Below are 26,686 nucleotides of genomic sequence, written 5' to 3' on the forward strand. Positions count from 1 at the left end.
TGTCACCAATAATCGAGAGTTACCCCATGCAACCCACCCTCAAACTCATCGCCTTCGACCTATTCGGTGTCGTGATTTCCGACGGACACCTCGTCACCCACGGTTTGCTGCCGTTGTTATCACCCACCGTGACCAAAGCCGCCGTCAAGCCGTATTACGATGCTTACACCGGCGGGCAGATTAGCGAAGCAGCATTTTGGGAAGGCATCGGCTTGACGCTGGAATCACCCATCCGCCAGCAATTCCTCAACTTTTTTGAATTGGATGCGGACTTAGCGGAAGTGACCTACGCGCTGTCACAACGTTACCGCCTCGGCATCCTCTCCAATTTGGGGGCGGAATGGGGTGAGATGTTGGAAGCGCGGTTTGCCTTCAGCGAACGCTTCGAGCCGCGCATTATCAGCGGTGCGGTCAAGTGCCAAAAGCCCGAACCCGCGATTTACGAAGTGCTGATAACAGCCAGCGGGGTAGGGGGTGAGCACATCGCCTTCATCGACGACCGCCGCGAAAATCTGGCGGTGGCCAAGCGTTTCGGCATGACCACCATCCATTACCGGCGCGAAGCCGACGCGCACCCGTTTGAGCCGGATTACACCATTGAATCCTTGGCGGATGTTTTGGCGATTTTGTGAGACTTGCCGAACAGTTTAGCGGGCAATTCGCGCACATCGCCCCCCATTAAATACAAGGCTGGCACTAAATACAGCGCCAAAAATGTCGCAAACATAATCCCGAACCCCAGCGTGACCGCCATCGGAATCAGGAATTGCGCTTGCGTGGTTTTGTCCAAAATCAGCGGTGTCATCCCCGCAAACGTGGTCAGCGACGTCAGCAAAATCGGGCGGAAACGTGCCACCCCCGCTTCACGCACTGCATCCGCCACGGCTAAACCTTCTTTAAGTTTTTGGTTGATGCGATCCACCATTACCAGCGCGTCATTCACCGCCACCCCAAACAGTGCCAGCAAACCGAACATGCTGCTAATGCTCAAATCCATGCCCATCAGCAAATGCCCGCCCAATGCGCCAATGATGGAAAACGGAATGACGCTCATCACCACCAGCGGTTGCGTGTACGATTGCAGCGGAATTGCCAGCAAAATATAAATCGCCAGCAGCGCAAAACCCAAGCCCATCATCAAGCTGCCCATTGACTCCTTCTGCTCTTTCTGCTCGCCTTCCATGTCGTAACTGACGCTGGGGTAGTCGGCGAGCGCTTCCGGCATCCAGGCTTTGAGGTCAGCCACCACTTTGGGAATATTGATGCGCCCTTTGTCCACGTCAGCGGTAATGTCGATCACGCGCTGGCGGTTGACTCGCGAAATTTTCGGCGCACCTTGCCCTAAGGTGATGTCTGCCACTTCACTTAGCGGAATTTCCGCGCCATCCGCGCTACGAATCAGTAAATTTTGCAAATCGGAGAGTGAATAACGTTCCTCTTTGGGGTAGCGCACCATGACTTTGACTTCGGACTGGTCGCGTTGGATACGCTGTGCTTCAGCACCAAAAATGGCATGGCGCACTTGCGTACCCACCGTGCCAAGGGTTAAACCCAGTTGTTCGGCTTCGGGGCGGATGCGCAATTGCACCTCCTGTTTACCGCCTTCAAAGCTGTTTTTAATGTCGAATACGCCGTCGTATTCCGCCATTTTTGCTTTGATTTTGTCGGCAACTTTCGCCATGTCCTCGAAGTTATTGCCGCGCAATTGCACCGCTAACGGGCTGCCACCTTGGGCGACTTCGGCACGGAAACTGACTTCCTGTGCGCCCGGAATGGGCCCGATCAGTTTGCGCCATTCGTTGGTTAAGGCGGTGCTGCTGATGTCTAGGGTACGTTCTTCCGGTGCGGTGATTTCAAAGGTAACAGTGGCAAGGTGTGATTTGCCTGTGCTTTCGCCGCGCCTGCCGGATGAACCCGTTGCGCCTACCGTGACCAGAATATGCTGGATAATGCTCGCGCCAGTGGTGGGTTCAATGTACTTTTCCTGCAATTGCTGGGCGGCGTTTGCCATGCGTTCAACGTTGCGGGTGGTCACTTCAATGGGGGTACCTTCCTGCATTTGCAGTGTGCCGGTGGCAAACTCGCCTTGTACACGCGGGAAAAACGTGAATTTCATGCGCCCACTCATTGGCAAGGTCAGGCTCAGGATAAATAGCGCAATAAATACGCTGATTACCAGATAACGCCAGTTGAGTGCTGCGTTGAGTGAAGGGCGGTAAACACGCTCGATAAACGTTTCCAGCCCGTGCGAAAACTTGCGCTGAAACCGGGTGAATGCGCCGATTTCATCGTCACGACGCGGGTGCATATGGCGTAAATGCACGGGCAGAATCAGCTTGGATTCGATCAGCGAGAACAGCAGCACCGGAATCACGATCAGCGGGATTTGCGCGAAAATCGGCCCCCGATCCCCCGCCATCATTAACAACGGCGTGAAAGCAGCCACCGTTGTCATGACCCCAAACGTGACGGGAATGCTGATTTCCTGTGTGCCTTCCACTGCCGCCCGCAGTGGGTCATCGTGGCGTTTGACGTGCGAGTAAATATTTTCCCCCGTCACAATGGCATCATCGACCACGATCCCCAACACCAGAATAAAGGCGAACATGCTGACCAGATTCAGGGTCACACCGAGTTCCGGCATCAGCCACAATGCGCCGAGGAAACTGATCGGAATTCCCAACATAATCCAAAACGCCAAATCCACCCGCAGAAACAGCGTCAGCACAATAAACACCAAAATCGCGCTCTGGATAGCGCTGGAGGTGAGGGTGGATAAACGCGCTTTAATGGTTTTGGAGTTGTCGCGCCAATAATCCAATGTCGTTCCGGCGGGCAGACTGTCGCGGCGTTCGGCAATGTAATCTTTGATGGTGTTGGCTAAGGTAATCGCGTTCTGGTCGCCAATACGGTAGACGTTGATAAACGCCGCTTTTTGCCCATCGTATTCGGAATAGAGTTCGTCTTCGTTAAAGCCATCGTTGATATTGGCAATATCACCAAGGCGAATGCGTGAACCATCCGTGCCGCTAATGACGGTGATATTGGCAAACTCGGCTTGTTTGTAGGCTTGTCCCAAACTGCGCACCAGAATATCGCCGCCACTGGTTTTGACCGTGCCGCCAGGGATGTCCCGCGACGCATTGCGGATCGCTTGCGCAATGGTGTCGAGGGTAATCCCATATTGGCGCAAGGTGGCTTGCGGCACGCTGATGCTGATTTCAAACGGGCGCACTCCACCCAAATCGGCTTGGGTAATACCGGGCAGGCGCAGCATTTCATCGCGCACGGCTTCGGCTTGCAGGCGCAATTCGGTTTCCGACAGCACATTGCTGCCGAGTATCACGCTAATGACTTCGCGGCGGCGCGTAAGCTGTTCGACCACGGGGCGTTCGGCATCGGCGGGTAAGCGATTGGTGATGCCATCCACACGGGTTTTGATCTGGTTGACCAGCTCGGTCACGTCATGCTGTTTGTCGATTTCGACGCGCAGTTGTGCCGAGCCTTCTGAAGCATCACTGAGGATTTCGGTAATGCCTTGCAGGTCGGCAATCGCTTCTTCGACGCGGGTGATAATGCCGTCTTCGACTTCGCGTGGCGTTGCACCAGGGTAGGCGACGGTGATGTTGACAATATCCAGCTCAAATTCGGGGAATACTTCCAGTGGAATGCGTTTGAGGGCGGAATACGTCCCCAGCACCATGATCAACACCATGAGGATATTGGCAGCAACGGGATTGCGGACGAACCAAGCGATCATGGTTTAGCCTCCTGTGGTGGGTCTGCTGGCTTACTTTGTGGCTTCTTTTCGCCCGCCACTTGCACGGCTTGACCCTCGGTTGCCAGCGGTAGGGGCGTGGTAATCACGCGCTGCCCGTTGAGGTCGGTATCGGTCTGAAATACGACTTCTTTTTCAGCATTCCACACCACGTTAATGGGTTGTACGGCGACTTTACCATCGCGTAGCAGCAGGATTTCTTTGCCTTGGCGTACTGCCGCACTGGGGACAATATAAACGTTGTTGAACAGTTTGCCTGCAATCTTGGCATTGAGGAATTGCCCGATGCGTAACGGCGCAGACACGCCTTCCCGCGCAATAAACGGCTGGTCGATTTGTGCAATCACGCTGATTTGACGGCTTTTTTCGTCGAGTGCGGCGCTGCTGCGTACCACTTGCCCTTGCCAGACATCGCTGCGGTTGCCATTGCTGGGGCGGAACTCGACGACGGGCATTGCGGCAGGGTCGGCGGCTTTGTCGCGGAAGGCTTCGGGCATTCCTAACAAGTCGTATTGCGCCAGCGAGAGCGGTAAGTGCACTTCCACCGCATCGGTGGCGTAGATCACGCCTAACACCGTGCCGGGGGTGACGTATTGCCCGACTTCAACGCGCTTTTCTTGCACACGTCCGCTGTAAGGGGCGGTAATGCGGGTGCGGCTGAGGTTGAGTTTTTCTTGCTGGAGTTTGGCTTCGGCGGCAGCAATCGCGGCTTGTGCGGCGGCAATGTGTGGGCGGCGGGCGGCAAGGTCGCTTTGCGGGCGGTTTTTGCTGCTATCCAGCAAATTCCAATCGCGTTGCGCCAGTTGCGCTTGGGCTTGCTGCTCTTCGAGGGCAAGCTGCTTTTGCGCTAAATCGCCAGCGGCAATGGTGATGGCGTTGGCGTAGTTGTCGGCATCCAATTTCAGCAGGGGTGCGCCTTTATCAAAATAGCCGCCATCCTGAAAGTTGGGGGAAATCTCCAACACTTTGCCGGATACTTCCGCGACCAGATTGGTTTGGGTTTGCGCTTTGACAATGCCGGAGGCGCTGACGTTGACGCGGTAATCTTGCAATGCTAGGGCTTGCGCTTCGACCACGGTGGGGCGGATTTCCTGCGGCTGTTTTTCGGCTTCGGGGCCGGTGGCAATCAGAAATTTGCCCAAGCCGACACCAATAGCAATGACCAGCAGGGGGAGGATAATTTTTTTCATGCGTTCAGGTTGTCCTTTGTCCCAATGAGAGCGGATTCTACGCCCAGATTGTGCAAGCAGTGTGGAAGTTTAGCGGCAACGCTACATGGTACGCATACTGCCATACAAGGATGGAAAAAGTGTTTATTCCCTAGCAATTGTGCGCTTGGAATCCACAGCCACCATGCGGACGTGTGGTATGCTGACACCTTCCGACAATAGCAAGCCAACCGCCATGACTGCACGCAAAAAACTCCCCATTGGCATTCAGACTTTCCGTGAAATTCGCGAAAAAAATCACTATTACGTGGACAAAACTGCCTTGGCGCTGCAACTGATTAACGGCGGTAAGCACTATTTCCTGTCGCGTCCGCGTCGTTTTGGCAAAAGTCTATTCTTGGATACGCTAAAAGAGTTGTTTGAAGGTAATGAAGCGTTGTTTCAGGGGTTAGCCGCACAGCATCAATGGGATTGGAGCATTCACTACCCGGTGTTGCGGTTTAGTTTTGGCAGTGGAAAATTCACCGATACGCAAGGTTTGCCCAATACGCTCAACACCCAACTACGCCATTTGGAGCAACATTTCGGCATCTCACGGCAATTTGATGACATGGGCGGACGTTTTGCCGATTTGATTGTGCAAGTGCAGCAGCAAACCGCTTTGCCTGTGGTGATTCTGATTGATGAATACGACAAACCGATTTTGGATGCGTTGGATTATCCTGAGATTGCCAAAATCAATCGCGATTTTCTGCGGGGGTTTTATGGGATTATTAAAGACTACGACGCATACATTAAATTCAGCTTTTTGACTGGCGTGAGTAAGTTTTCTAAGGTGAGTTTGTTTTCTGGATTAAATAACTTGTATGATATTACCTTGGTGCCTGAGTTTTCAGCCATCTGTGGTTATACTGATCAGGATATTGATAGCGTGTTTGCGCCAGAGTTGGAGGGGTTAGATAGGCAGGCTATTCGTGAGTGGTATAATGGTTATAATTGGCTGGGTGAGGGCGTTTATAACCCCTTTGATATTCTACAGTTGTTCAAAAGCCGTGAGTTTAAAAATTACTGGTTTGAAAGCGGTACGCCAACGTTTTTGGTGGAGACGTTGTTTAAACGTCAAGTGACTTCGATTAAATTGACGAATATGCTCAGTAACAGTGCGATGTTGTCGAGTTTTGATATTGGGCACATTGCCATTGAAGCGTTATTGTTTCAGAGTGGTTATTTAACCATTCACGAAGTCAAACGTATTGGTAGCCAAACCTTGTATCGCTTGGGGTATCCTAATAAGGAAGTATACCAAAGTTTGAATGAAAGCCTGTTGAGTATGCTGGTGCAAGACCAAAGTGCGCAGGTGGAGCAGGGTTTGCAATTGTATACCTTGTTAGAAGCGAATGATTTGCAAGGGTTAAAGACGCTGTTTCACAGTTTCTTTGCCAGCATTCCTTATCACTGGTATACCAATAACGATATTCAACACTATGAAGGTTATTATGCCAGCGTGTTTTATTCGTATTTCGCCGCGTTGGGGTTGGATGTGATTGTCGAGGATGCGACGAATCACGGGCGGACGGATATGACGCTGAAATTTAATGGGCGGGTGTATATTTTTGAGTTTAAGGTGGTCGAGTTGACACCGAAAGGTGAGGCGATGCAGCAGTTGAAAGAACGGCGGTATGCGGATAAATACCGCTATCTGAATCAGCCGATCTATTTGATTGGGGTGGATTTTTGTCGGGTGGATCGGAATATTGTGGGGTTTGAGGTGGAAGTGGAGTGATTGGTGTTAATATCAAATTGGACGAAGAGGTGGGCTGTCACCGCTTCTGTCGTCGATATGCTCGTTATGCATTTTATTTGGCATTGCTGTAATTTATTAAGCTTTTATTGATTTCGATATAAGACAATCCATCTTCTGTAAGACTAACATAATTAATGGGGCCTGTACTTGAATCTTTTCTTTTGATTTCTAAAAAACCTAGGCTCGATAGTCTGAATAATTGTAGTTCAGAAACTTTATCTTCTTTGTATGGCTTAAAATCTTCACCAACACAGACAAAGATATTGTATAAATAGTCTAGTATACCAGATTCACACGATTCATTTGATGTTTTTTTGATTTTTTCACTATCTTTACTTTGTTGTGATTTTTCAGTGTTAGTTTTTTGTTGATTAAATATGTCAAAACCCTCAAAAAAATCTATTGGGGTTTCTTTTAATCCTTTTTCGATTTCACTTGTTAGTTTTTCTTTTAATGCTTCAAGGTCATCTTCATTATAAGTAATAACTGATCTATTTTTTAAATCAAATGGGATGTGGCTGGGGTCTCTTGTTATGAAAAGGCATCGTTTATTTATAGCTGTTGCCAAGCCTAGTTCAAAATAAACGTTGCTTAGATCTATTAATTCTTCATTATTATCTTTGACTTTTGAAATATCGACAATAATTATTTTAGAATTGACTAGTTTTTTGGCAATATCTCTATATATTTCTCGTATTGCTGTATCTTGTCCATCAGCTTTTTGAGATATTAAATGATTGGCTTCAATTGCTGGTTTTATGGCTTGGTCATATACATTTTTAAATTTCTTGTTAAATGAAATGATTACAAAAGCTTTTTCTTCCATTTTTTAACCTTTTTAGTTGAAAAAAGCTAATTGCTAAAGTATGCATCGCTCAATGACAGTAACGCTACCGCCCTGATTTGCACCGACCCACCCCATGAACAACCTGCTATAATTCCTACACAGAGTGTAACTGATCAATAAACTTTATAGAATCTGAATTAGCAAAAAATAGGCAAAATTTTCATGGAATTACTGTTAGCCCTGTTCGTCATCGCCATTATTGCCGGTTGGGTGGATTCCATCGGCGGCGGTGGTGGTTTGATCTGCATCCCCGCCTTGCTGTGGGCAGGTTTCCCCCCATTGGAAACGCTGGCAACCAACAAATTGCAAGCCAGTTTCGGTTCATCCACTGCCGCGTTCAACTATACCCGCCACGGCTTGGTCGATGTCAAAGGGCAAAAACTGGCTATCGCGCTCACCTTCCTCGGTTCAGTCTGCGGCACCTTGCTAGTGCAACAAATCGACTCCAGCCTGTTGGAAAAAGCCATTCCGGTATTGCTGATTTTGTTCGCGCTGTATTTCTTATTCTCACCGAAAATCAGCGATGCGGATAAACACCAAGTGATTTCGCCCAAAACGTTTGCGATGACGGTCGGTATTGGCGCAGGTTTCTACGACGGCTTTTTTGGTCCCGGCGCGGGTACATTTTTCACAATGGGCTACGTAGCATTGCTGGGTTTTGGTTTACCGAAAGCGACGGGTAATACCAAGCTGCTGAATTTCACCAGCAATATTGCATCGCTGCTGTTCTTCGCGCTCTCAGGGCATATCGTCTGGCTGGCAGGTTTAGTAATGGGGGTAGGGCAAATGATCGGCAGTTACATCGGTTCGCACATGGCGGTCAAGCACGGTACGCGCCTGATCCGCCCTGTCCTAGTCACCGTATCACTGTTAGTCTCACTGAAACTGCTACTCGACTAACTCTTACTCCCTGCCCCCCTTGCGGGGGAAGGGCTGGGGAAGGGGGTCTTACCTCTTTTTCTTCTCGCTTTTCTTAATCTTATGAATCCGCGCCGCCTGCCGTTTCTTGGTGTGTTCCTGACGCGGGGTCAGCGTATTGCGCTTGCCTTCATACGGGTTTTCGCCGCCTTTGTATTCAATCCGCACCTGACTGCCGACTAATTTCAGGGTTTTGTGGAAATAGTTGGTCAGGTAGCGCGTATACATATCCGGCACGTAATCGGTACGGTTGCCGTGAATAATGACGCGGAACGGGTTGCTGCCGCCTTGATGAGCATAGCGCAATTTGATGCGTTGACCACGGGTCAGCGGTGGCTGATGTTGTTGTACGGCCATTTCCAGAATGCGCGTCAAGCGTGGCGTGGGCACTTTGAGCATGGCGGAATCGTAAGCGCGTTTCACTGCCGTATACAGCAAGCCAACGTTAGAGCCGTGCAGCGCGGAGATGAAATACTTTTCGGCGAAATCGAGGAACGGCAGTTTGATTTCAAGCTGTTGCTTGATCCACTCGCGGTCGTCGGATTCCATGCCATCCCATTTGTTGACCGCCAGCACCAAGGCTTTGCCCGCGTCCAAAATCAGCCCCAGCAAGTGCGCATCTTGGTCGGTGATGCTGTCGTGCGCGTCCACCAGCATAATGACGACGTGGCAACGTTGAATCGCATCCAGCGTTTTGATAATGCTGAATTTTTCAATGGTTTCATCCACGCGGCTGCGGCGGCGTACCCCAGCGGTGTCGATCAGGGTGTAGGCTTGCCCATCGCGTTCAAACGGGATGAAAATACTGTCGCGGGTCGTGCCCGGTTGGTCGAACGCAATCACGCGCTCTTCGCCCATAATGCGGTTGATCAGGGTCGATTTGCCCACGTTCGGGCGACCCACAAAGGCGATGCGGATGCTGCCGTCGTCTTCCTCTTCTTCTTCGGCATCGAAATCCGCGCCGAGGCTGTCGAGTACCGCCGTCATCAGCACGGTCACGCCGCGCCCTTGCACCGCTGCAATCTGGAAGACTTCGGTAAAGCCGAGCGAATAAAATTCGGAGGAGGCTTGATCCGCATCCACCCCGTCGATTTTATTGACCAGCAGGTAGACCGGTTTGCCCATGACGCGGATGTCTTGTGCAATCTGTTGGTCGGCGGCAGTCAGCCCTTGCTTGCCATCGACGATGAAGAGGATGGCATCGGATTCCTGCATCGCGGCGCGGGTTTGTTTCGCCATGTGTTCGTCGATGCCGACTTCTTCACCGCTCAAGCCGCCAGTGTCAATCAGCATGTAGCTGCGTCCATTGAGTTCGCCAGTGCCGTATTTGCGGTCACGGGTCAAGCCGGGGAAATCGGCAACGAGCGCGTCACGCGAACGGGTCAGGCGGTTGAATAAGGTGGATTTGCCTACATTAGGGCGGCCAATCAGTGCGAGGACGGGTTTCATGGTATAAACAGTACAGCAGAAAATGAAGCAGGCTAGGATAGCATTATTTTGGGAGAAAACATGAATTATTGCAGCGATTGCGGCGCAACCGTGAGTTTAAAAATCCCTGAACACGATGATCGCCTGCGTTTTGTGTGCGATGCCTGCGGGGTGATTCATTATCAAAACCCGAAAATTGTGGCGGGGGCGTTGCCGGTGTGGGGCGAACAGGTGTTGTTGTGTCGGCGGGCGATTGCGCCGCGTTACGGCTTGTGGACATTGCCTGCGGGCTTCATGGAGAACGGCGAAACCACTGATCAGGCAGCGGCACGTGAGGCACGTGAAGAGGCGAATGCCAGCTTGCGGGATTTGCGGTTGTATACGGTGATTAGCATTCCGCACATTAATCAGGTGTACATGTTGTACCGCTGCGAATTGGTGTCAGACGACTTCTCACCGGGGGTGGAAAGTCTGGAAACGCGCTTGTTCCACGAGCATGAAATCCCGTGGAATGAATTGGCGTTTCCGTCGGTGCGCAAGACCTTGGAATGTTTTTTCAGTGACCGCAAACTGGGGGCGTTTTCGGTACACAATTTGGGGTTTGTGATACCTAAGCCTGCGGCGTGATTATTTTTTGTGGATGCGTACCAAGCGCGTGTGAGAAAAACGGTCATGCCACGTCAGGCGTTCGGGGTCGAACAAGGAAATCAAAAATCCTGCCCCCAGCGTTGCCCAACTGAGCAATGCCCACAGGCAACGGGAACGGGCTTGCTGCCAATTGATCGCTTGTCCATCGGGGGTAACAACGCGCAATTTCCATGCTCGCATTCCCAGTGTTTGCCCACCATGCGTCCAGAACCAACCGAAAAAGCCGTAGGTCATGGCAGCGTATACTAACAACATGATGGCTTCCTGTATTTTTGCGCCGGTTAATGCAGTGAAAGCGTAAGCGGGAATGGCGGCGATAATCACCACACTGAAACCTGCGAGTACGGTGTCGTAAATGATTGCGCCGAGGCGACGCAGGAGGGTAGCGGGTTCAGCCGTCATAATATCTTTATTTGCCATCCAAGAAATTCCGCAACATGTCATGCCCGTATTGGGTGAGAATGGATTCGGGGTGGAATTGCACGCCTTCCACCGGCAGCGTTTTGTGGCGCACGCCCATGATCTCATCCAGCTTGCCATCCGCCGTTTCTGTCCACGCGGTAATTTCTAGGCAGTCGGGGATGCTCTCTTGTTCGATCACCAGTGAATGGTAGCGCGTCGCTTCAAACGGGCTGGGCAAGCCGGTGAATACGCCGACACCTTTGTGGTGCACCTGCGAAGTCTTGCCGTGCATGATTTCTTTGGCGCGGATGATCTTGCCGCCGAAGGCTTGCCCGATGGATTGATGCCCAAGGCATACGCCCAAAATCGGGATTTTGCCCGCAAAACGCAGCAGGGTAGGAATGGAAATGCCCGCTTCTGTCGGGGTGCAAGGCCCCGGCGATAGCACGATCTTGTCGGGGGCGATGTCGTCAATCGCTTCGACGGGGATTTCGTCGTTGCGCACTACCTGCACATCCGCACCGAGTTCGCCGAAGTACTGCACGAGGTTGTAGGTAAAACTGTCGTAATTGTCGACCATGAGCAGTTTCATAATTTATCCCCTTACTTATGTTTGCCGTTCAAGCCAGACAACGCAGCACTAGCCGCACGGAACACCGCCCGCCCTTTGTTCATTGTCTCATCCCATTCCGACTGCGGCACGGAGTCGTAAACGATGCCAGCGCCTGCTTGGATGTGCAGCACGTCATCCTTGATCACGGCGGTGCGGATGGCAATGGCGGTATCCATATTGCCGTTCCACGCCAGATAACCGACCGCACCCGAATACACGCCGCGTTTGACGGGTTCGAGTTCGTCGATGATTTCCATTGCGCGGATTTTTGGCGCACCGCTGACTGTGCCAGCGGGGAAAGTGGCACGTAATACATCTATCGCATCCAGCCCCGGCAGCAGTTTGCCGGTGACGTTGGAGACGATGTGCATGACGTGCGAATAGCGTTCCACGATCATTTTGTCGGTGAGTTTGACCGAGCCGATTTCGCTGACACGCCCGGCATCGTTGCGCCCAAGGTCGATCAGCATCAGGTGTTCGGCGAGTTCTTTCGGGTCGTTGAGCAGTTCGGTTTCGAGTTCCTGATCGCGCTGTTCGGTGTCACCACGGCGGCGCGTTCCGGCAATCGGGCGCACGGTAAGCACGTCATCTTCAAGGCGCACCAAAATTTCCGGCGAGGATCCGACGATGTGGAAATCGCCCAGATTCAGGAAGTACATATAAGGCGACGGGTTGAGGCGGCGCAAGGCACGGTACAAATCCAGCGGCGGCGCGGCAAACGGAATGCTCATGCGCTGCGATAGCACCACTTGCATAATGTCGCCTGCTTTGATGTATTCCTTGGCATCCAGCACCGCTTGCTTGAAACCGTCTTCGGTGAAGCCGGAAATGAAGTCGCTTTCTTCTACCTGTGTCGCTTTGGGGGCAGGTTGATAGAGGCGGCGGGCTTCTTGCAACTGGCGTTCGAGTGCGTCGAGGCGTTGCTGGGATTGCTTGTATCCACCCGCTTCCGCTAGGACGATTAGGTGCAATTCACCGCGCAAATTGTCGAATACCACGACTTCATCCGACACCATCAGTACGATGTCGGGCGTACCAATCGGGTCGGGTTTTTCACGCCCATGCACCAACTTTTTCTCGATGTAGCGGATGGTTTCGTAGCCGAAATAACCAACCAGCCCGCCGTTGAAGCGCGGCAAGTCTTCGATGTCTGGCACATTGTATTGCTGCTGAAATTCAGTAATCCATGCCAGCGGATCAGCTACGTCAACGGTTTCCACAGGTTGGTGCGCACGATGCACTTCCACCTGCAAGCCAAACACCTTGATGATGGTTTGCGCAGGTAAGCCAAGCATGGAATAACGTCCCCATTTTTCCCCACCTTGTACGGACTCGAACAGGTAGGAATAGGGCGCATCCGCGAGTTTGAGGTAGGCACTTAACGGGGTATCAAGGTCAGCCAGAATGGTACGGCGGACAGGAACGCGGTTGTAGCCTTGGGCAATATAGGTATCGAAAGTATCCTGATTCATGGTGGGCATTTCAGGTTAAATAAGGGGAAAAAGTCTAGCACAGTTATTGTTTAAAGTATCACTGCGAGATACGTGTTGATTCAGGCATAATTGCCCCATGTCACAACAACTGCCCCCCCTGAATGCTTTGCGAGCTTTTGAAGCCGTTGCCCGCCACTTGAGTTTTACCAAAGCGGCGGCAGAACTTCATGTGACTCGCGCCGCGATTAGTCACCAGATTAAATTTCTGGAGGATTACCTTGGCTTTGCGTTGTTGGAACGTAAAAATCGTTCAATTGTGCTCAGCAAAGGCGCGGAGGCAGCCTTGCCCAAGTTGCGCCAAGCGTTTGATTGTCTGGCGGATGCAGTGCATTTGATGCGCAATGAAACCCACCGCGAACACATTACGGTATGCGCAGCCCCCTCGTTTGCGTCCAAATGGTTGATTCCACGCCTGCCGCGTTTTTCCCGGCAACACCCGGAGATTGATATGCAAATCAATAGCAATGTGGGGCTGGTGGATGCGGATCTTCAGCAAGATAATCGTGCGATGGATACTTTTTTTCGCCAAAATCAAGTGGATGTGGTCATCGGCTTCGGTGCAGGGCAATACCCCGGTGACAGTGTAATCAAGTTGTTTGCAGTGTCTGCCGTGCCGGTTTGCAGCCCGGCGTTGTTGAATGCGCAACATCCGCACCCCTTGCACACACCTGCGGATTTGGTGTTTCATACCTTGTTACATGATGATACAAATTATGTGGGACACCCCAGTTGGTCAAAATGGCTAAAATTACAGGGTGTGGAAGGCATTAATGCGAATCGGGGGCTGCATTTTAACCATGTGTCACTGGCGTTGGATGCGGCGGTTGATGCGCAAGGCGTGCTATTAAGCATCAAGCCGTTGGCGCAAGCTGATATTGATGCGGGCAGGTTGTGTATCCCCTTTGATTTGCCGATGCCATTGGAGCACGCTTACTACGTGTTTCGCCCGCAATCCGCGCCCTTAAATCAACGTGCTTGCGATGTGTTTGTGGAATGGTTACTGGAAGAAGCCCATCAACATCCAATAAAGGAAGGTTTGAATGCCCATTAAGGTACTGTTTTTTGCCAGCCTGCGCGAACGCATCGGGCAAAGCCAACGGCTGCTGGAAACCGATACGCCGTTGACCTTGCAAGAAGTCTGGCAGCGCAGCAGCGGTGAAACCCATTTGCCGGATAATGTATTAAGGTCGGTCAATCAAACGTATGTGGATGCTAACAGCCTGGTGCAACCGGGCGATGAAGTGGCATTTTTTCCACCCGTCACCGGAGGTTGATTATGCAACACGTTGACGTGCGCGAAATGCCGTTTGATCCTTGGCAATACCTCGCCGATTGGCAAGCGCAACAGTTGCCGGAAAATGCGCGTTCCGGTGCAACGGCTGTATTCGTCGGCACGATGCGCGATTTCAACGAAGGCGATGACGTGATTGGCATGTATTTGGAGCATTATCCCGGCATGACCGAACGTCAATTGGCAACGTTGGTGGCAGAATCTTCGCAACGCTGGTCGCTGGATGCGGCGTTGGTGGTGCACCGTGTGGGCGAGATTTTGCCCGCGCAACCGATTGTCTTGGTAGCCGTGTGGTCAGCACATCGCGCCGCTGCGTTTGAAGCCTGCCGCCATTTGATGGAAACGCTCAAACATACTGCGCCGTTCTGGAAGCGTGAAACGTTGAGCAATGGCACGGTACGTTGGGTTGATCGCAATACGCTCGGTTAATGTCACGTGGAGTGAATGCGCGTGACGGCTTATCTGGCAAGCTGGTTCAATACCGGCTTATTATTGTTGGACGTTATTATTGTCGCTACTTTGTTACCGACAGTGGTGCAGCAACGCCGTGAGTCGGGGGCGACACTGGCGTGGGTGTTGGCGATTGTCTTTGTGCCTTTTATTGGGCTGCTAAGTTTTTGGGTGTTTGGCACGACGCGCTTGCATTTGCGCCGTCGCAAACGCCGTCGGGTCGAGGAAAAGTTGGCGAATACGTTACAAAACGTGCAAGTTTGCTTGAATAGTCAGCAACATATTCGCGGGATTCCGCCGTCCTTACTGAAATTGGTCAATAAGCTGGACGAAATCGGCCCCGTCGGTGGCAATGCCGTCGACATTATGCGCGAGGGTGAACAGCTATTTGCGGTCTTGGAACAGGCTTTCGCCGCTGCTACCCAGCATATTCATCTGGTCTACTATATCTGGGAGGCGGATTACACCGGCGAACGTTTGCGCAATGCCTTGGTGCAAGCGGCACAGCGTGGGGTCACGGTGCGTTTGCTGGTCGATGATGTGGGTTCGCGTCAGGCGAATGCGCGATTTTTTGCGCCGCTGTTAGCCGCAGGCGGGCAGGTCGAACGTTTTCTGAAAGTGAATGTGTTAAGCCGTCAACTTAATCTGAACAATCGCAATCACCGCAAAGTCGTCATTATTGATGGCACGCTGGCTTTCACCGGCGGGATGAATGTCGGCGATGTGTACGCGGGCAGGGGCGAGCCCTGGCAGGATTTGCACGCACGGATTCAGGGGCCGGTGGTGTATACCTTGCAGGAAGTGTTTTGTCAGGATTGGTATCACGCAACCGGCGAAGATTTGGTGAGCGAGGTGTACTTTCCGGTGATTGCGGATGCCGGAACGATTCACGCGCAATTCCTTGCCAGCGGGCCTGCGGATGAGCGTTGGCAGGCGATTCATACCGTGTTATTCGCGGCGATGAATCTGGCGAATACGCGCATTTGGATTGAAACGCCGTATTTCGTACCGGATCGCCCGATTCTGATGGCTTTGCAAACGGCAGCGTTGCGCGGCGTGGACGTGCGTTTGCTATTGCCGGGGAAATCGGATCATCCGCTGGTACTGTATGCAGGGCGTTCCTTTATAGACGATTTGCTGGCAGCAGGCGTGCGCGTGTTTGAAATGTACCGTGCCATGCCTCATGCCAAAGCGGTGATGATCGACAGCAACTTCGCGACGCTGGGGTCGGCGAATATGGATCAGCGCAGTTTTCGCCTTAATTTCGAGGGCAACATCTTTTTTTACAGCGCCGAAATCGCCAGCAAGCTGGAGCAGGATTTTCTGAACGCTTGTGCGAATACGCAGGAAGTGACTGAAGCCCAGCGCCGTCAATTGGGCAAATGGCAGCGTTTAGCAGAGAGTATTGCGCGTTTGCTGGCTCCATTGTTATGAGCCTTGTGTAAAAAAACAGGTGCTTGGGTTGCTTGCAGGGGGGGCTTCTGGTATCCTCACGCGCCTTTAGAGTTCAAGAATCGCAGATCTGGAGTATCCCGATGTCTCGTGTATGTCAAGTAACAGGTAAGCGTCCCGTCACAGGTAACAATGTGTCGCACGCTAACAATAGAACCAAGCGCCGTTTCCTGCCTAACCTGCACGCGAAGCGCTTCTGGGTCGAAAGCGAAGGACGCTGGGTTCGCCTGCGCGTTTCTGCAAAAGGTATGCGTATTATCGACAAGTTAGGTATTGATACCATTCTTGCTGATATTCGTGGCCGTGGCGAAAAAGTTTAATTTACCGGAGGTAACAGCGAATGGCTAAGAAAGGCGGTCGTGATAAAATCAAGCTGGTTTCTTCCGCAGGAACTGGATTTTTCTATACTACAACCAAGAACAAGCGCACTACGCCGGACAAATTAGAGTTCAGCAAGTACGACCCGGTTGTGCGTAAACATGTTATGTTTAAGGAAGCCAAGATCAAGTAATTGCTTGCTGTCTTGCGATTCTTTCCAAAGCCCGGCTTCGCCGGGTTTTTGCGTTTACGGAAAAACTGAGGGAACACCGTATGATGTGGGTTGTAATAACGCTGGTTATCCTGCTGCTGTTGCTGCCGGTATTGGTGGGGTTTTTGATTTCACCCTATCAACAAGTGACGCGGGTCGAATTAATCAAAGCGCCTGCCGATGCCGTGTGGAATGCGCTCAGCGATTTTTCGCAGCAAGCACAGTGGCGTGCTGACCTGACCAGTATGCAAATGCTGGATGATGACGAGGGCTTGCGTTGGGTTGAGCAAGTGGCTAATCAGCGCCCATTAGTACTGCGTAAGCTTAAAGAGTTGCCGCTGAAAGAATTACTCGTTGAAATGACGCAGGGTAGCAATAAGGGAACTCGCCATGCACGCATGAATGCTGTTCCCGGTGGCACGCGCGTAACCTTCACTGAAATGCTGGAAACTCGCAGTCCACTAGGGCGTATCAGGGGGCGTATGGGCAGCAGCCTTGATCAGCGTTTAGATCATTTTATTCAGCAACTGAAAGCGCACTTTACGGCTTAAGCGCCGCAATTTAAGGTGACATGGCGCATCATTGCCGCCGACAGCGTTGATTCGCGGGCAATCTCGCCGATAGCGCGTTGCAACACGGGGTGCATGACTGTTGAAGCAATTTCCGCCAGCGGGAACAGCACAAATGCATAAGTGAGAATGTCCTGGTGCGGTAAATTGGTGGTTGGTTGCAAATTCCAATCATCGTAAAGCAACAGGTCAATGTCTAAGGTGCGTGCGCTGAATTTCTCCTCACCGCGCAAACGTCCGTGGGCTTGTTCCAATTCCCGTAAATAGTGTTTCAGGGCGGTTGGCGTTAGCGCGGTGGTAAGGCCAGCGGCTAAATTGAAAAAGGGTTCACCCGCAAACCCTGCGGCGGGCGTTTCATAGACGTGCGAAAAGACCACATGACCGAAGTCTTGCCGTAAACGTTGCATCGCGCTGCACAGGTTGGCTTCGCGCTCAATATTGCTGCCGAGGCTTAAATAGACGTTTGCCATTGCCGATTGCCACGCTCAATTTTAACACCCACTTCGCTGGCCCCGCGTACTGCGCCGGGTTTGCCGACGGTGACTTGTATCCAAGGAATGTGGAATTCTTGCATCAGTGTGTCTGCGATGGTTTCGGCGAGGCGCTCGACTAATTCGTAATGAGCGCTGTCGACCAGTTGCATGACGCGCTTGGCGGCGGTTTTGTAGTTGAGGGTGTCTTTAATGGCGTCGCTGGCGGCGGGGATGCGGTTATCCCACGCCATTTCCAAATCAATGCGAATTTTTTGCAGGATGCGTTTTTCCCACTCGTAAATGCCGATGCGGGCATCGAGGCGCAGGTCGCGTACATAAACTATATCCATACGTTGCTCTTGTTGTGGCTATCAAGCATGGATTGTAATACAGAAACCCGCCCCCCGTGAAAGAGGGTAACGGGTTAAAGGAATTAGTGTACCGATAAAGGCATTAGCGTGACAGTTGCCACTGCCCACGGCTGTCTTGGCAAGCTTGGGTTTGGATATTTTGGTTTCTGCCATCAATCGTACCCACAATGGTCACAGGGCGACAGACGGTGCTTTGGTTGTTGACGTTAGCGCGGTAAACCTGACCGGGGTTGACGTTGTATTGGTAGCCAGTGTTCGGATTTTGCCAGGTGGCTGGACGACCGCTGTAAATGGACTGACCCAAGTTTTGCTGGTCACGCGCGTCCAGTTGCGTTCCCCATTGGCTGCCGAGGTAGCTGCCCATCACTGTACCCAAAATAGTCATGGCGGTTTTGCCATCGCCATTGCCAAATTGGTTGCCTGCGACACCGCCTAAGACTGCACCAACCATTGAGCCGGTTTGGGCATTATTAATCGGGGCAGTTCCTACACATCCACTTAATAAAATGGAGGCAGCTAATGCCGTGGCGAGGCGGGGATAATTCATTAATGCTTTCATCGGGACACTCCTGTTCTGATGTTTTGAGAGAAAGATTCGCCGCCAATGGTGTGCGGCGGCGAGTCTGTGCGAGGCTTAGTAGCCCCGATTGTAATACGGTGCTGGTTGCTGCGGTTGTTGGTAGTAACGGTCTTGCTGTGCGCCAACCTGACCACCGACAACGCTGCCGACCATGGTTCCTACGATAGTGGCAGCCGTTTTACCTTGGCCTTGACCCATTTGGTTGCCTGCTACACCGCCTAAAACAGCGCCGGTTGCAGAACCGATTTGCGCATTGTTCATCGGTGTGCCGCAAGCCGTCAGTGCGGCTGCTAGTGCTAAAGTCCCCAGTGAATAAATAACAGTTTTCATGTATAGCTCCTTGGTAAAAATTGTATTTTTGGCTGTTGCCATGTGTCCCCAAACTCTGGTGTAGAATTAGAGTGAACCCATGTTAAGTAGTTCAGTGGAAATTTCATTATTTTTCATGTTAAACGGATAACATTTATTCATTGGTTTTATGATTAAGGATAGTAAGCTAATATAAAGGCTTTAGGGCTGAAACATTCGGGAGAATACGCCATGAAAATGACAATGGCTAATGCTAACGGGGTAGTCGCTACATGGCTATTAACCGTGATGACGTTGGTGGCATCGCACGCTGTTCAGGCGGGTGAAAAAATTACCAAGCCGTGGGTGACGGGTTACGTTACGGGCGAATGGCATCGCAGCGATGGAACCATTGGCATTCTTAACGATGAAGACTGGGATACTTTGACTCATGTGATTCACCACGCGGCAGGTCTTAACAGTAATGGTTCATTGGACATGAATTATGGCGGTTGGGGTCTTAGTAGCCAAAGTCGGCGCACTGCATTGATTGAGCAGGCTCATGCTAAAAACGTCAAGGTTTTGTTTAGCGTTGTGAATTTTGGCGGGTATGCGCCGGTATTAGCCGATGCCGCAAAGCGGCAAACGTTGGTAACTCAACTCATTGATGTACTTAAAAACGGCACTGGCCCGGGTTACGATGGGCTTGATATTGACCTAGAGCCTGTCACAGCAGACAGCTCCGGCAATAACCCGAATTACGAAGCGTTCATCACCGAATTACAAGCCCAAATGAAGACGCTTAATAAAACCAACAATCCCGGTATGTTGGTGGAACGCCCGTTATTAGCGATTGCGACCGGTATTGAAGTGGTGGTCGATAACAGCACTGGTGATTTACGTAAGCTGTTGGCAAAACTGCAAGATAAACTGGATCAAATCAATGTCATGGCTTATGACTTAGCGATTGCCAATGACGGGGTTACTTGGCACGACGGTGCGTTATACGACGGCGGCAATAAATATCCAACCAACCCTGCGAGATCGGTAATGTCAGCGGACCGAGCGCTTCAGCAATTCATCAGTGCTGGGGTATTGCCCAGTAAATTGGGGTTGGGTATTAGCGGTGAAATACGCGGTTGGATTGGGGGAAAGTAACTTCTACGACTGATGGTGTGACCGCTCCGATGCAAACTTGGACTGCTTTGCCGGGTACGTGGGAATCTTCGGGTGGCGACAAGATTGATCGTGGCCGTTATTCGCAATTGATGAAGCCCGGTTATCAATGTGTCAAGGGGGCAAGTAACGATTGCAGCTACAAACCGGAGTATTACCGTTGGGACGATAAAGCCAAAATGCCCTACTTGAGTATTAATAAAGCCGGTTCAGATGCTGACATGTTCATTTCCTACAACGATGCGCGTTCGGTGTCGGAAAAGGTTAAGTACGTCAAAGAAAAAGGTTTGGGTGGGGTGATGCTGTGGGAGTTAGGGCGTGAATGCTTACCACCGGGGGCAGGTGGCGGTTCCATTGATCAGTGTGTTTCTGGCGACGGCAAATATCGCCCACTTTTGAAAGCGATTCGCCAGACCCTGCGCACCGGGACTGGCAAATACAAGCCGTTGCTGGTGCAACCTTAACGACACAAGTGTTGCACCAAACGCACCCAGTAACTTGCCCCTAGCGGCAAGATATTGTCGTTGAAATCGTAATACGGATTGTGTAAGGCGCGGCTTTCGGTCGCGTCGCCATTGCCGATCCAGATGTATGCACCGGGGCGGTGTTGCAGCATGTAGGCGAAATCTTCCGCGCCCATGCTCGGTGGTGGGTTCCATTGCACACATGCCTCGCCCACTAACGCGGTTGTGACCTGATAACACGCTTCGGCATTGCTGGAATGGTTGATAGTGGCGGGGTAGCCTTCCATAAAACGCACACTGGCACTGGCAGCAAACGCTTGCGCGGTGTGTTCCACCAAGTGTTGCAAGCGTTGTTTCAGTAAGGCGCGATCTTGCGGATCAAGGCTGCGAATAGTGCCGTGCAAACTCACGGTTTCAGGGATCACATTGTAAGCACTGCCGCCTTGCATTTTGGTAATACTAATCACGCCGCCGCTGGTGGGTTTCAGGTTTCGTGCCACGATACTTTGCGTTGCCGTGATAATATGCCCCGCAACCAATACTGGGTCGATGACCGTATCCGGCATCGCGGCATGACCACCTTGCGCTTGGATTTCAATGTCAAAACTGTCTGTCGATGCCATGACTGCACCGGAATGCACGGCAAACTGCCCTGTGGGAATCCCCGGCCAATTATGCATTCCGTACACTTCGGTAATAGGGAAGCGCTCGAATAAGCCCGCCTCAATCATGCGTTTTGCCCCGGCATTGCTTTCTTCTGCGGGTTGAAAGATGAAATACACCGTTCCCGCAAAATCCGGGTGTTGCGCCAAAATCGTGGCAGCCCCTAGCAACATGGTGGTGTGGCCGTCATGCCCGCAACCGTGCATTTTACCGTGATGGCAGGAGGCATGGGCGAAGGTATTCAATTCGGTCAGTGGCAGCGCATCCATATCGGCGCGTAAACCAATGTGTTTAGCGCCGGGCTGTTTGCCGTGTAGCACACCGACGACACCGGTTTCACCAATACCGGTGTGAACTTCCAAACCTAGTGCCTGTAAACGCGCGGCAACTTGGGCGCTGGTGCGAAATTCTTCGTAAGCGATTTCGGGGTGTTGGTGAATATCGCGCCGCCATTGTTGCATATCGGCGTGCAGGGCGTGGCTGGCGGCAATCGGGTCGAGTTTGGCGGTCATATTACATCCTTTCTTTTCGTGTGTGGTCGCGATTTTATGGGGGAGGTCTGGTATTCTTCTCATGATTCATCCTCTCAGGTATCACACTCATGAAAAGACTACAAGGCATCATGCTATCAGCCGCTTGTTTAGCAGCAAGTCAGGTGCAGGCGCAAGAGCCACCAGCCGCCGCACCCCAAGCAGCTCCCGCTAGTACCCTAACGTTTCCAACGCCCGCAACAGCAACAGCGAGTACGCCGTCGGTACAGCCGCCGCCCACCGCCGCTAATGTTGGTCAGCCGGGGCCACCTCCTAGAACCGCAGTACCGCAAGCCATGCCGCCGGTGCAACAGCAGCCAGCCGTAGCCGCTTACCCTTACAATAGCTACCCAACTAACTACAATTATAACAATTACGGCTATTCTGCCTATCCTTACGGTTATTACCCGTATGCGCAGCAACAACAGGCTTACCGCGCTTACAACCCGTATGTGCAGCAATACAACCCTTACGCCGCCCAACGCATGATGCCTTACCCGCAACGCCCGCCCGTCCAGCAGAAAAAGGAAGTCAAGCCGTGGGGCGATACTCGGTATATCTGGCCTGATTTTTACACCGATTTTACCGGCGATGCTTTCGATAAAATGATTAATGCGCCTTACGACATGGGCAGAATGCCGGGTGGTATACGGTTTCCTTCGATCAGTATGCCTGACCCCGTAACCGTGGGCGACGCGATTGCCAACCAAGTACCGCCGTTTGCAGAAGAGGCCGGTAATATGGTTCCAGCGGATGATGTGGGTAATATCATGCCATTTAAATAATGCCCCAACTGTGTTAAGCTATCAGCCAATTTTTTAAGTTAAATAACATTAAATGATAATTGGAGGCTTGAATGTATTTGCCGAAAAACCTGTTGGCTTATGGGGCAGCAACAGCGCTGGTATTGAGTTTAGGGGCGTGTAGCTCAACACCGGAAAAATCCGAGACTGCGGATAACAACAGTGCTCAGCAGGTGAGTAAACAAGGGCAAGCGTCGATAAAAGCGCCAGCAGATCAAGCACAAGTTCTCAGCTATGGCGGCAAAGGTGTCGGCAATTATGCCGCAGCCAGTTTGGGCGGTGATTTTGCTGGAAATGCGCAATTACTGAATTTCATCGAAAAAATGGTGAATAATCACGGGTTTGAACGCCCGTATTTGTATGGGGTATTTTCACAAGTCCGTAACCGCGATGATGTTGCCCGCCTCTGGGCGGGGTCGAGTTCAGACCCCGGCAGCCCGAAAGGTTGGCACGCTTACCGTGACCGTTTCGTGACCGCTGCGAATGTGCAACGCGGGGCGGAATTCTGGCAGCAGCATTCGGCGCATTTGCAACGGGCGCAACAGCAATACGGCGTTCCCGCTGAATACATTATCGGCATCATGGGCGTGGAAACCCGCTGGGGGCGCATTATGGGCAAACATCGGGTGATTGATGCATTGGCGACCTCCGCTATTGTGAATCAACGCCGTAGCCAATTTTTCTTTGATGAATTGAAAAACTACATGCTGATGACCCGCAGTGAACGCATGGATCCACTCGCGCCGAAAGGCTCGTTTGCGGGGGCTATGGGTTATGGGCAATTCATGCCGAGCAGCTTCCATGCTTTCGCAGTGGACTTTGATGGCGACGGCGTGCGTGATTTATGGAATCCGGTGGATGCGATTGGCAGTGTGGCGAATTACTTTGCGAAAAACGGTTGGCAGCCCGGTGGTGAAGTCGCTGTACCCGCACAAGTAACCTCTAACCAGTACGCCAATGTGCCGGATGGTTTTAAGGTGAAGTATTCCATGTCAGATTTGCAGCGCATCGGTGTTACCCCGCAATACGGCAGGGGTTCAGCGGGTACGGTGCATTTATTGGCATTGAGTACCGTGCCGAATGGTTATAAGGAACCGTGGATCGGTTACAAAAACTTCCATGTGATTACCCGCTACAACCGCAGCAATTATTACGCAATGACGGTGCATTTATTGGCGCAGTCCGTGCGTGAGCGTGTCGGCAAGTAAAACATTGTCCTCTACGATAGGGGCGAAAAATCTTTCGCTCCTACATCCAGCCCTTACGCTTGAAGAACCAGTAAGGTGTTACCCCCGCCAGAATCATTAAACCAATCGCCATGGGGTAGCCAAACACCCAATCTAACTCCGGCATGACGCGGAAATTCATCCCGTACAAGCTGGCCACCAGTGTTGGCGGTAAAAATACCACCGCTGCAATCGAAAACATTTTAATGATTTTATTCTGTTCGATATTGATGAAACCTTGCGTGGTTCCCATCAAAAAGTTGATTTTGTCGAACAGAAACGTGGTATGCGACATCAAGGTGTCAATGTCGCGAATGATTTCGGGGATAATTTCTTGCCCTGCTTGGGTATCGCGCAATTGGCGTTGCAGGAAGGCAATTGAGCGTTGGGTATCCATCAAACACAGGCGCACTTTGCCGTTGCTGTCTTCCAATGCCGCCAAGTCGTCGATGGCACTTTCTAAATCGGTGGTGGTTTCTTCCAGCACTTTGTGGCTGATGACTTCGAGCTCCAAGTGCAAATCTTCGATAGTATCCGCGAGATTTTCCACTTTTTGTTCAAACATGGTTAGCAGCAAATGGCGCGGGGTGCGCACTTCCACTTGCCCACGCCGCGCGCGCATTCTGAGCAGGCGAAAATCAGCAAGTTCCTGTTCGCGTACCGTGATCAAGCGATCGGCTTGTAAAATGAACGCGACCGTGGTGGTTTCCATGCGGCCTTCACTTTGGGTGACGAACAGCGAATGCACGTGGATGCCGCTGTTGTCGGTGAAATAGCGGGCAGACGATTCGATTTCCTCAACATCATCCGATTCCGGTAATTCGGTGTGCAGCAGGATTTCTAAACGGTCGCGTTCTTCATCCGAGGTGTCTTGCGCATCAATCCAGCCAGTGTTGGAAATCGCGTAATCCAAGAGTTTGTCGCCGAGCTTATGCTCGACTAATTTGCCATCCGCAAAGCCGAAAAATCGTAACATTGTGGGTCTCCAGTGAGGGGGTCTTAACGCACGTAGTTGAGTTCACGGTGGCGTAAGATAACATTTTCCCCCATGATTTGACGAAAATGCTGATAAAGGCGCTCAGCCAGATAGACCGAGCGATGCCGTCCGCCAGTGCAGCCGATGGAAACGGTTAAATAAGCGCGTTGGCAATTGCTGTCGAGGCTGGGCAGCCAGTTGCCGAGGAAATCACGAATATCGGTGTACATGCGTTGCACGTCGTTGTGTTGTTCCAGCCATTCTATAATGCCGGTATCGCGCCCGGTGAGTAAGCGCAAATCGGGTTCCCAATACGGGTTGGGCAGGCAACGTACATCAAATAAGAAGTCCGAATCCGTCGGCGGATTGTGTTTGAAACCGAAGGATTGAATCATCAGGGATAAATGTTGCTGTTCAGTTTGCGAGATACGGGCTTTCAGCATTCGCCCTAATTCATACACGCCGATGTGCGAGGTATCCAACCGTAAATCCGCATCCATGGCGAGCGGTTCTAGCAGTGCGGCTTCCAGCGCAATCGCCTTGTCGAGTTCTTGGGTTTCGCTGGTTAACGGGTGGCGGCGGCGTGTTTCATTGTAACGTTTGCGCAACACTTCTTGTTCGGCATACAAATACACCACTTGGGTGCTGGGAACCCGTTGGCGTACCCGTTTGATAATGGCAGGGGTATCCAGCAAACTGTCACGACCGCCACGAATATCAATGCCTACCGCCAGATACGGCTGTTTGGCGATTTGCGGTGTTCCCAGCAAGGCTTCTAGCAATTGCGAGGGCAGGTTGTCGATACAGTAGTAACCGTTGTCTTCAAGCGTGTGCAGCGCGTAGCTTTTGCCCGCGCCGGACATGCCGCTGATAATGACTAAGTGCATGGAATTAGGCTGCCATTGCACCCACAAACGGGTGTTTAGGTGGATCGAAGAGTTCAAGAAAGTGATCCAGCACGGTTTGCGTGTCGTGATGACAACAAATTTGCTCGATCAGGGATTTTTGCATCAGGGTACTGGTCAATTGCGTGATCAGTTCCGAGTAATCAGGGGCTTGGTTGGCTGGCACGAGGATCGCCATGAATAACTGCACGGGTTTTTTGTCCGGTGTATCCATTTTAACGCCATCTTCCAGTAACAACAAAGCCCCACAAGGTTGCTGGATGGACATACACGCATGGGGAATGGCGACGCCATTGCCGATAGCGGTACTACCCAGTTTCTCCCGATTGGTCAGGGCGTCGAAAATCGCCTCAGCTTCCAAACTTGCTTGATCGGCGGCAAGCATCGTCGCCAATTGTTCAAAGGCGCGTTTCTTGCTAGAAACGTCAGGCTTGCAGGCAATCCGGGTGGGAGAAAGCAGGGTAGTTATGTCCATGTATGATCAGTCCGTTGTTTCAGTCGCGGCTACCAATTGCGCGGCTTCTTGACGATGATGGTCTTTCACTTTTTCCTTGTGCTTGACAATTTGTCTGTCGAGTTTGTCCGTCAGAGCATCAATCGCTGCGTACATATCATCCGCATAGGCATCGGCAAACAAGTGATTACCGTTCACGTGGAAGGTCGCTTCTGCCTTGTGACGTTGTTTTTCGACTTCTAGGATGAAATGTATTTTCATTACCTGGTCGAAGTGGCGCTTCAGGCGTTCAGCCTTTTCGCGTATATAGTTACTCATTGACTCTGTCACTTCAAGATGATGACCAGTGATTTCTAATTGCATAATGCAAGCTCCTTGTTCAGGTC

General features: G+C 51.6%; 31 protein-coding genes. 15 read left to right on the top strand and 16 right to left on the bottom strand.

Annotated elements, in window-relative coordinates; translation table 11 throughout:
- The first annotated feature begins 26 nt into the window (after positions 1–26).
- Positions 27–632 (top strand): HAD family hydrolase, encoded by a 606-nt coding sequence (locus HMY34_RS15135; protein WP_202716282.1) that lies wholly within the window; start codon positions 27–29, stop codon positions 630–632.
- Here HMY34_RS15135 and HMY34_RS15140 read toward each other — a convergent pair.
- Both HMY34_RS15140 and HMY34_RS15145 read right to left on the bottom strand, forming a co-directional pair.
- On the bottom strand, positions 590–3,760 hold the full coding sequence (locus HMY34_RS15140; protein WP_202716283.1) for an efflux RND transporter permease subunit: 3,171 nt from the start codon (positions 3,758–3,760) through the stop codon (positions 590–592). The two genes, HMY34_RS15135 and HMY34_RS15140, sit on opposite strands and share 43 nt — an antisense overlap.
- Positions 3,757–4,968 carry an efflux RND transporter periplasmic adaptor subunit gene (locus HMY34_RS15145; protein WP_202716284.1) on the bottom strand — a complete coding sequence of 404 codons (1,212 nt, stop codon included), beginning with the start codon at positions 4,966–4,968 and terminating at the stop codon, positions 3,757–3,759. The genes HMY34_RS15140 and HMY34_RS15145 overlap by 4 nt, the downstream gene beginning before the upstream one ends.
- Before the next feature lie 214 nt (positions 4,969–5,182).
- Here HMY34_RS15145 and HMY34_RS20630 point away from each other — a divergent pair, with 214 nt between their 5' ends.
- The gene (locus HMY34_RS20630; protein WP_202719213.1) at positions 5,183–6,730 is read left to right on the top strand and encodes a PD-(D/E)XK nuclease domain-containing ATP-binding protein; all 1,548 of its coding nucleotides are present in this window, start codon (positions 5,183–5,185) and stop codon (positions 6,728–6,730) included.
- 73 nt (positions 6,731–6,803) lie between these two features.
- Here HMY34_RS20630 and HMY34_RS15155 read toward each other — a convergent pair whose 3' ends face one another.
- The gene (locus HMY34_RS15155; RefSeq protein WP_202716285.1) at positions 6,804–7,577 is read right to left on the bottom strand and encodes a hypothetical protein; all 774 of its coding nucleotides are present in this window, start codon (positions 7,575–7,577) and stop codon (positions 6,804–6,806) included.
- Between the two features lie 183 nt (positions 7,578–7,760).
- Here HMY34_RS15155 and HMY34_RS15160 point away from each other — a divergent pair, with 183 nt between their 5' ends.
- Positions 7,761–8,498, top strand: coding sequence for a TSUP family transporter (locus HMY34_RS15160; RefSeq protein WP_202716286.1), 738 nt, complete (start codon positions 7,761–7,763; stop codon positions 8,496–8,498).
- Positions 8,499–8,546: 48 nt separating this feature from the next.
- On the opposite strand, the gene der is transcribed toward HMY34_RS15160, so the two are convergent.
- Positions 8,547–9,965 (bottom strand): ribosome biogenesis GTPase Der, encoded by a 1,419-nt coding sequence (der, locus tag HMY34_RS15165; RefSeq protein ID WP_202716287.1) that lies wholly within the window; start codon positions 9,963–9,965, stop codon positions 8,547–8,549.
- Between the two features lie 60 nt (positions 9,966–10,025).
- Between der and HMY34_RS15170 the strand changes: the two genes are divergently transcribed.
- The gene (locus HMY34_RS15170; protein WP_202716288.1) at positions 10,026–10,571 is read left to right on the top strand and encodes an NUDIX hydrolase; all 546 of its coding nucleotides are present in this window, start codon (positions 10,026–10,028) and stop codon (positions 10,569–10,571) included.
- Here HMY34_RS15170 and HMY34_RS15175 read toward each other — a convergent pair whose 3' ends face one another.
- Genes HMY34_RS15175 through trpE form a run of 3 tightly spaced genes read right to left on the bottom strand, consistent with a single transcriptional unit; the run spans position 10,572 to position 13,079 of the window.
- A complete protein-coding gene (locus HMY34_RS15175; protein ID WP_228287879.1) occupies positions 10,572–11,012 on the bottom strand; it encodes an RDD family protein in 441 nt (146 codons plus the stop codon).
- Positions 11,002–11,586 (bottom strand): anthranilate synthase component II, encoded by a 585-nt coding sequence (locus HMY34_RS15180; protein WP_202716289.1) that lies wholly within the window; start codon positions 11,584–11,586, stop codon positions 11,002–11,004. Before HMY34_RS15180 ends, HMY34_RS15175 begins: the two co-directional genes overlap by 11 nt.
- Positions 11,587–11,597: 11 nt before the next feature.
- Positions 11,598–13,079 carry an anthranilate synthase component I gene (gene trpE, locus HMY34_RS15185; RefSeq protein WP_202716290.1) on the bottom strand — a complete coding sequence of 494 codons (1,482 nt, stop codon included), beginning with the start codon at positions 13,077–13,079 and terminating at the stop codon, positions 11,598–11,600.
- A gap of 97 nt (positions 13,080–13,176) precedes the next feature.
- Here trpE and gcvA point away from each other — a divergent pair, with 97 nt between their 5' ends.
- The 7 genes from gcvA to HMY34_RS15220 all read left to right on the top strand — a co-directional run bounded on the left by gcvA (position 13,177) and on the right by HMY34_RS15220 (position 17,373).
- Positions 13,177–14,151, top strand: coding sequence for a transcriptional regulator GcvA (gene gcvA, locus HMY34_RS15190; protein WP_202716291.1), 975 nt, complete (start codon positions 13,177–13,179; stop codon positions 14,149–14,151).
- The gene (locus HMY34_RS15195) at positions 14,141–14,374 is read left to right on the top strand and encodes a MoaD/ThiS family protein (protein WP_202716292.1); all 234 of its coding nucleotides are present in this window, start codon (positions 14,141–14,143) and stop codon (positions 14,372–14,374) included. The genes gcvA and HMY34_RS15195 overlap by 11 nt, the downstream gene beginning before the upstream one ends.
- A 2-nt stretch (positions 14,375–14,376) precedes the next feature.
- Positions 14,377–14,820, top strand: a complete 444-nt coding sequence (locus HMY34_RS15200; protein WP_202716293.1) for a molybdenum cofactor biosynthesis protein MoaE — start codon at positions 14,377–14,379, stop codon at positions 14,818–14,820.
- A gap of 15 nt (positions 14,821–14,835) precedes the next feature.
- Positions 14,836–16,275 (top strand): cardiolipin synthase, encoded by a 1,440-nt coding sequence (gene cls, locus HMY34_RS15205; RefSeq protein ID WP_228287880.1) that lies wholly within the window; start codon positions 14,836–14,838, stop codon positions 16,273–16,275.
- Between the two features lie 101 nt (positions 16,276–16,376).
- The gene (gene rpmB, locus HMY34_RS15210; protein WP_202716294.1) at positions 16,377–16,613 is read left to right on the top strand and encodes a 50S ribosomal protein L28; all 237 of its coding nucleotides are present in this window, start codon (positions 16,377–16,379) and stop codon (positions 16,611–16,613) included.
- A 20-nt stretch (positions 16,614–16,633) separates the two neighbouring features.
- Positions 16,634–16,804 carry a 50S ribosomal protein L33 gene (gene rpmG, locus HMY34_RS15215; protein WP_028487722.1) on the top strand — a complete coding sequence of 57 codons (171 nt, stop codon included), beginning with the start codon at positions 16,634–16,636 and terminating at the stop codon, positions 16,802–16,804.
- Between the two features lie 80 nt (positions 16,805–16,884).
- Positions 16,885–17,373, top strand: a complete 489-nt coding sequence (locus HMY34_RS15220) for an SRPBCC family protein (protein ID WP_202716295.1) — start codon at positions 16,885–16,887, stop codon at positions 17,371–17,373.
- On the opposite strand, the gene folK is transcribed toward HMY34_RS15220, so the two are convergent.
- The 4 genes from folK to HMY34_RS15240 form a co-directional block, all read right to left on the bottom strand.
- Positions 17,370–17,861: a 2-amino-4-hydroxy-6-hydroxymethyldihydropteridine diphosphokinase gene (gene folK / locus HMY34_RS15225; protein WP_202716296.1), complete on the bottom strand. Its 492-nt coding sequence runs from the start codon at positions 17,859–17,861 to the stop codon at positions 17,370–17,372. The two genes, HMY34_RS15220 and folK, sit on opposite strands and share 4 nt — an antisense overlap.
- Complete coding sequence (folB, locus tag HMY34_RS15230) at positions 17,843–18,214, bottom strand: dihydroneopterin aldolase (RefSeq protein WP_202716297.1); 372 nt, start codon at positions 18,212–18,214, stop codon at positions 17,843–17,845. The genes folK and folB overlap by 19 nt, the downstream gene beginning before the upstream one ends.
- Before the next feature lie 103 nt (positions 18,215–18,317).
- Positions 18,318–18,794 carry an RT0821/Lpp0805 family surface protein gene (locus HMY34_RS15235; RefSeq protein WP_202716298.1) on the bottom strand — a complete coding sequence of 159 codons (477 nt, stop codon included), beginning with the start codon at positions 18,792–18,794 and terminating at the stop codon, positions 18,318–18,320.
- A gap of 75 nt (positions 18,795–18,869) precedes the next feature.
- On the bottom strand, positions 18,870–19,145 hold the full coding sequence (locus HMY34_RS15240; protein WP_202716299.1) for a glycine zipper 2TM domain-containing protein: 276 nt from the start codon (positions 19,143–19,145) through the stop codon (positions 18,870–18,872).
- Positions 19,146–19,355: 210 nt separating this feature from the next.
- Between HMY34_RS15240 and HMY34_RS20395 the strand changes: the two genes are divergently transcribed.
- Both HMY34_RS20395 and HMY34_RS20400 read left to right on the top strand, forming a co-directional pair.
- A complete protein-coding gene (locus tag HMY34_RS20395) occupies positions 19,356–20,261 on the top strand; it encodes a glycosyl hydrolase family 18 protein (RefSeq protein WP_202716300.1) in 906 nt (301 codons plus the stop codon).
- 29 nt (positions 20,262–20,290) lie between these two features.
- Positions 20,291–20,743 carry a glycosyl hydrolase family 18 protein gene (locus tag HMY34_RS20400; protein ID WP_202716301.1) on the top strand — a complete coding sequence of 151 codons (453 nt, stop codon included), beginning with the start codon at positions 20,291–20,293 and terminating at the stop codon, positions 20,741–20,743.
- On the opposite strand, the gene HMY34_RS15255 is transcribed toward HMY34_RS20400, so the two are convergent.
- Positions 20,740–21,918 carry a M20 aminoacylase family protein gene (locus tag HMY34_RS15255; RefSeq protein ID WP_202716302.1) on the bottom strand — a complete coding sequence of 393 codons (1,179 nt, stop codon included), beginning with the start codon at positions 21,916–21,918 and terminating at the stop codon, positions 20,740–20,742. The genes HMY34_RS20400 and HMY34_RS15255 overlap by 4 nt on opposite strands.
- Before the next feature lie 89 nt (positions 21,919–22,007).
- Here HMY34_RS15255 and HMY34_RS15260 point away from each other — a divergent pair, with 89 nt between their 5' ends.
- Complete coding sequence (locus HMY34_RS15260; RefSeq protein ID WP_202716303.1) at positions 22,008–22,721, top strand: hypothetical protein; 714 nt, start codon at positions 22,008–22,010, stop codon at positions 22,719–22,721.
- Between the two features lie 71 nt (positions 22,722–22,792).
- Complete coding sequence (gene mltB / locus HMY34_RS15265; protein ID WP_202716304.1) at positions 22,793–23,947, top strand: lytic murein transglycosylase B; 1,155 nt, start codon at positions 22,793–22,795, stop codon at positions 23,945–23,947.
- 40 nt (positions 23,948–23,987) lie between these two features.
- Here the strand turns inward: mltB and corA are convergent, their stop codons facing one another.
- Genes corA through hpf form a run of 4 tightly spaced genes read right to left on the bottom strand, consistent with a single transcriptional unit; the run spans position 23,988 to position 26,663 of the window.
- Positions 23,988–24,941, bottom strand: coding sequence for a magnesium/cobalt transporter CorA (corA, locus tag HMY34_RS15270; RefSeq protein WP_202716305.1), 954 nt, complete (start codon positions 24,939–24,941; stop codon positions 23,988–23,990).
- Positions 24,942–24,964: 23 nt separating this feature from the next.
- Complete coding sequence (rapZ, locus tag HMY34_RS15275) at positions 24,965–25,885, bottom strand: RNase adapter RapZ (RefSeq protein ID WP_228287881.1); 921 nt, start codon at positions 25,883–25,885, stop codon at positions 24,965–24,967.
- Entirely contained in the window at positions 25,833–26,321 is a 489-nt protein-coding gene (locus HMY34_RS15280) for a PTS sugar transporter subunit IIA (protein WP_202716306.1), read from the bottom strand. The genes rapZ and HMY34_RS15280 overlap by 53 nt, the downstream gene beginning before the upstream one ends.
- Before the next feature lie 6 nt (positions 26,322–26,327).
- Complete coding sequence (hpf, locus tag HMY34_RS15285; protein ID WP_202716307.1) at positions 26,328–26,663, bottom strand: ribosome hibernation-promoting factor, HPF/YfiA family; 336 nt, start codon at positions 26,661–26,663, stop codon at positions 26,328–26,330.
- Positions 26,664–26,686 lie beyond the last annotated feature (23 nt).

Source organism: Thiothrix subterranea, assembly GCF_016772315.1.
GTDB lineage: Bacteria > Pseudomonadota > Gammaproteobacteria > Thiotrichales > Thiotrichaceae > Thiothrix > Thiothrix subterranea.

Bases quoted from the DNA above. Each gene is read 5' to 3' on its own strand.
- HMY34_RS15240 (WP_202716299.1), bottom strand. From the start codon at position 19,145: ATGAAAACTGTTATTTATTCACTGGGGACTTTAGCACTAGCAGCCGCA.
- cls (WP_228287880.1), top strand. From the start codon at position 14,836: ATGCGCGTGACGGCTTATCTGGCAAGCTGGTTCAATACCGGCTTATTA.
- HMY34_RS15160 (WP_202716286.1), top strand. From the start codon at position 7,761: ATGGAATTACTGTTAGCCCTGTTCGTCATCGCCATTATTGCCGGTTGG.
- HMY34_RS20630 (WP_202719213.1), top strand. From the start codon at position 5,183: ATGACTGCACGCAAAAAACTCCCCATTGGCATTCAGACTTTCCGTGAA.
- hpf (WP_202716307.1), bottom strand. From the start codon at position 26,663: ATGCAATTAGAAATCACTGGTCATCATCTTGAAGTGACAGAGTCAATG.
- trpE (WP_202716290.1), bottom strand. From the start codon at position 13,079: ATGAATCAGGATACTTTCGATACCTATATTGCCCAAGGCTACAACCGC.
- HMY34_RS15180 (WP_202716289.1), bottom strand. From the start codon at position 11,586: ATGAAACTGCTCATGGTCGACAATTACGACAGTTTTACCTACAACCTC.
- folB (WP_202716297.1), bottom strand. From the start codon at position 18,214: ATGGATATAGTTTATGTACGCGACCTGCGCCTCGATGCCCGCATCGGC.
- rpmG (WP_028487722.1), top strand. From the start codon at position 16,634: ATGGCTAAGAAAGGCGGTCGTGATAAAATCAAGCTGGTTTCTTCCGCA.
- HMY34_RS15255 (WP_202716302.1), bottom strand. From the start codon at position 21,918: ATGACCGCCAAACTCGACCCGATTGCCGCCAGCCACGCCCTGCACGCC.
- HMY34_RS15140 (WP_202716283.1), bottom strand. From the start codon at position 3,760: ATGATCGCTTGGTTCGTCCGCAATCCCGTTGCTGCCAATATCCTCATG.
- HMY34_RS15260 (WP_202716303.1), top strand. From the start codon at position 22,008: ATGAAAAGACTACAAGGCATCATGCTATCAGCCGCTTGTTTAGCAGCA.
- HMY34_RS15145 (WP_202716284.1), bottom strand. From the start codon at position 4,968: ATGAAAAAAATTATCCTCCCCCTGCTGGTCATTGCTATTGGTGTCGGC.
- HMY34_RS15195 (WP_202716292.1), top strand. From the start codon at position 14,141: ATGCCCATTAAGGTACTGTTTTTTGCCAGCCTGCGCGAACGCATCGGG.
- mltB (WP_202716304.1), top strand. From the start codon at position 22,793: ATGTATTTGCCGAAAAACCTGTTGGCTTATGGGGCAGCAACAGCGCTG.
- HMY34_RS15280 (WP_202716306.1), bottom strand. From the start codon at position 26,321: ATGGACATAACTACCCTGCTTTCTCCCACCCGGATTGCCTGCAAGCCT.
- HMY34_RS20400 (WP_202716301.1), top strand. From the start codon at position 20,291: ATGCAAACTTGGACTGCTTTGCCGGGTACGTGGGAATCTTCGGGTGGC.
- HMY34_RS15175 (WP_228287879.1), bottom strand. From the start codon at position 11,012: ATGGCAAATAAAGATATTATGACGGCTGAACCCGCTACCCTCCTGCGT.
- gcvA (WP_202716291.1), top strand. From the start codon at position 13,177: ATGTCACAACAACTGCCCCCCCTGAATGCTTTGCGAGCTTTTGAAGCC.
- folK (WP_202716296.1), bottom strand. From the start codon at position 17,861: ATGGCAAACGTCTATTTAAGCCTCGGCAGCAATATTGAGCGCGAAGCC.
- der (WP_202716287.1), bottom strand. From the start codon at position 9,965: ATGAAACCCGTCCTCGCACTGATTGGCCGCCCTAATGTAGGCAAATCC.
- HMY34_RS15155 (WP_202716285.1), bottom strand. From the start codon at position 7,577: ATGGAAGAAAAAGCTTTTGTAATCATTTCATTTAACAAGAAATTTAAA.
- HMY34_RS15135 (WP_202716282.1), top strand. From the start codon at position 27: ATGCAACCCACCCTCAAACTCATCGCCTTCGACCTATTCGGTGTCGTG.
- rpmB (WP_202716294.1), top strand. From the start codon at position 16,377: ATGTCTCGTGTATGTCAAGTAACAGGTAAGCGTCCCGTCACAGGTAAC.
- HMY34_RS15200 (WP_202716293.1), top strand. From the start codon at position 14,377: ATGCAACACGTTGACGTGCGCGAAATGCCGTTTGATCCTTGGCAATAC.
- corA (WP_202716305.1), bottom strand. From the start codon at position 24,941: ATGTTACGATTTTTCGGCTTTGCGGATGGCAAATTAGTCGAGCATAAG.
- HMY34_RS15235 (WP_202716298.1), bottom strand. From the start codon at position 18,794: ATGAAAGCATTAATGAATTATCCCCGCCTCGCCACGGCATTAGCTGCC.
- HMY34_RS15170 (WP_202716288.1), top strand. From the start codon at position 10,026: ATGAATTATTGCAGCGATTGCGGCGCAACCGTGAGTTTAAAAATCCCT.
- HMY34_RS20395 (WP_202716300.1), top strand. From the start codon at position 19,356: ATGAAAATGACAATGGCTAATGCTAACGGGGTAGTCGCTACATGGCTA.
- HMY34_RS15220 (WP_202716295.1), top strand. From the start codon at position 16,885: ATGATGTGGGTTGTAATAACGCTGGTTATCCTGCTGCTGTTGCTGCCG.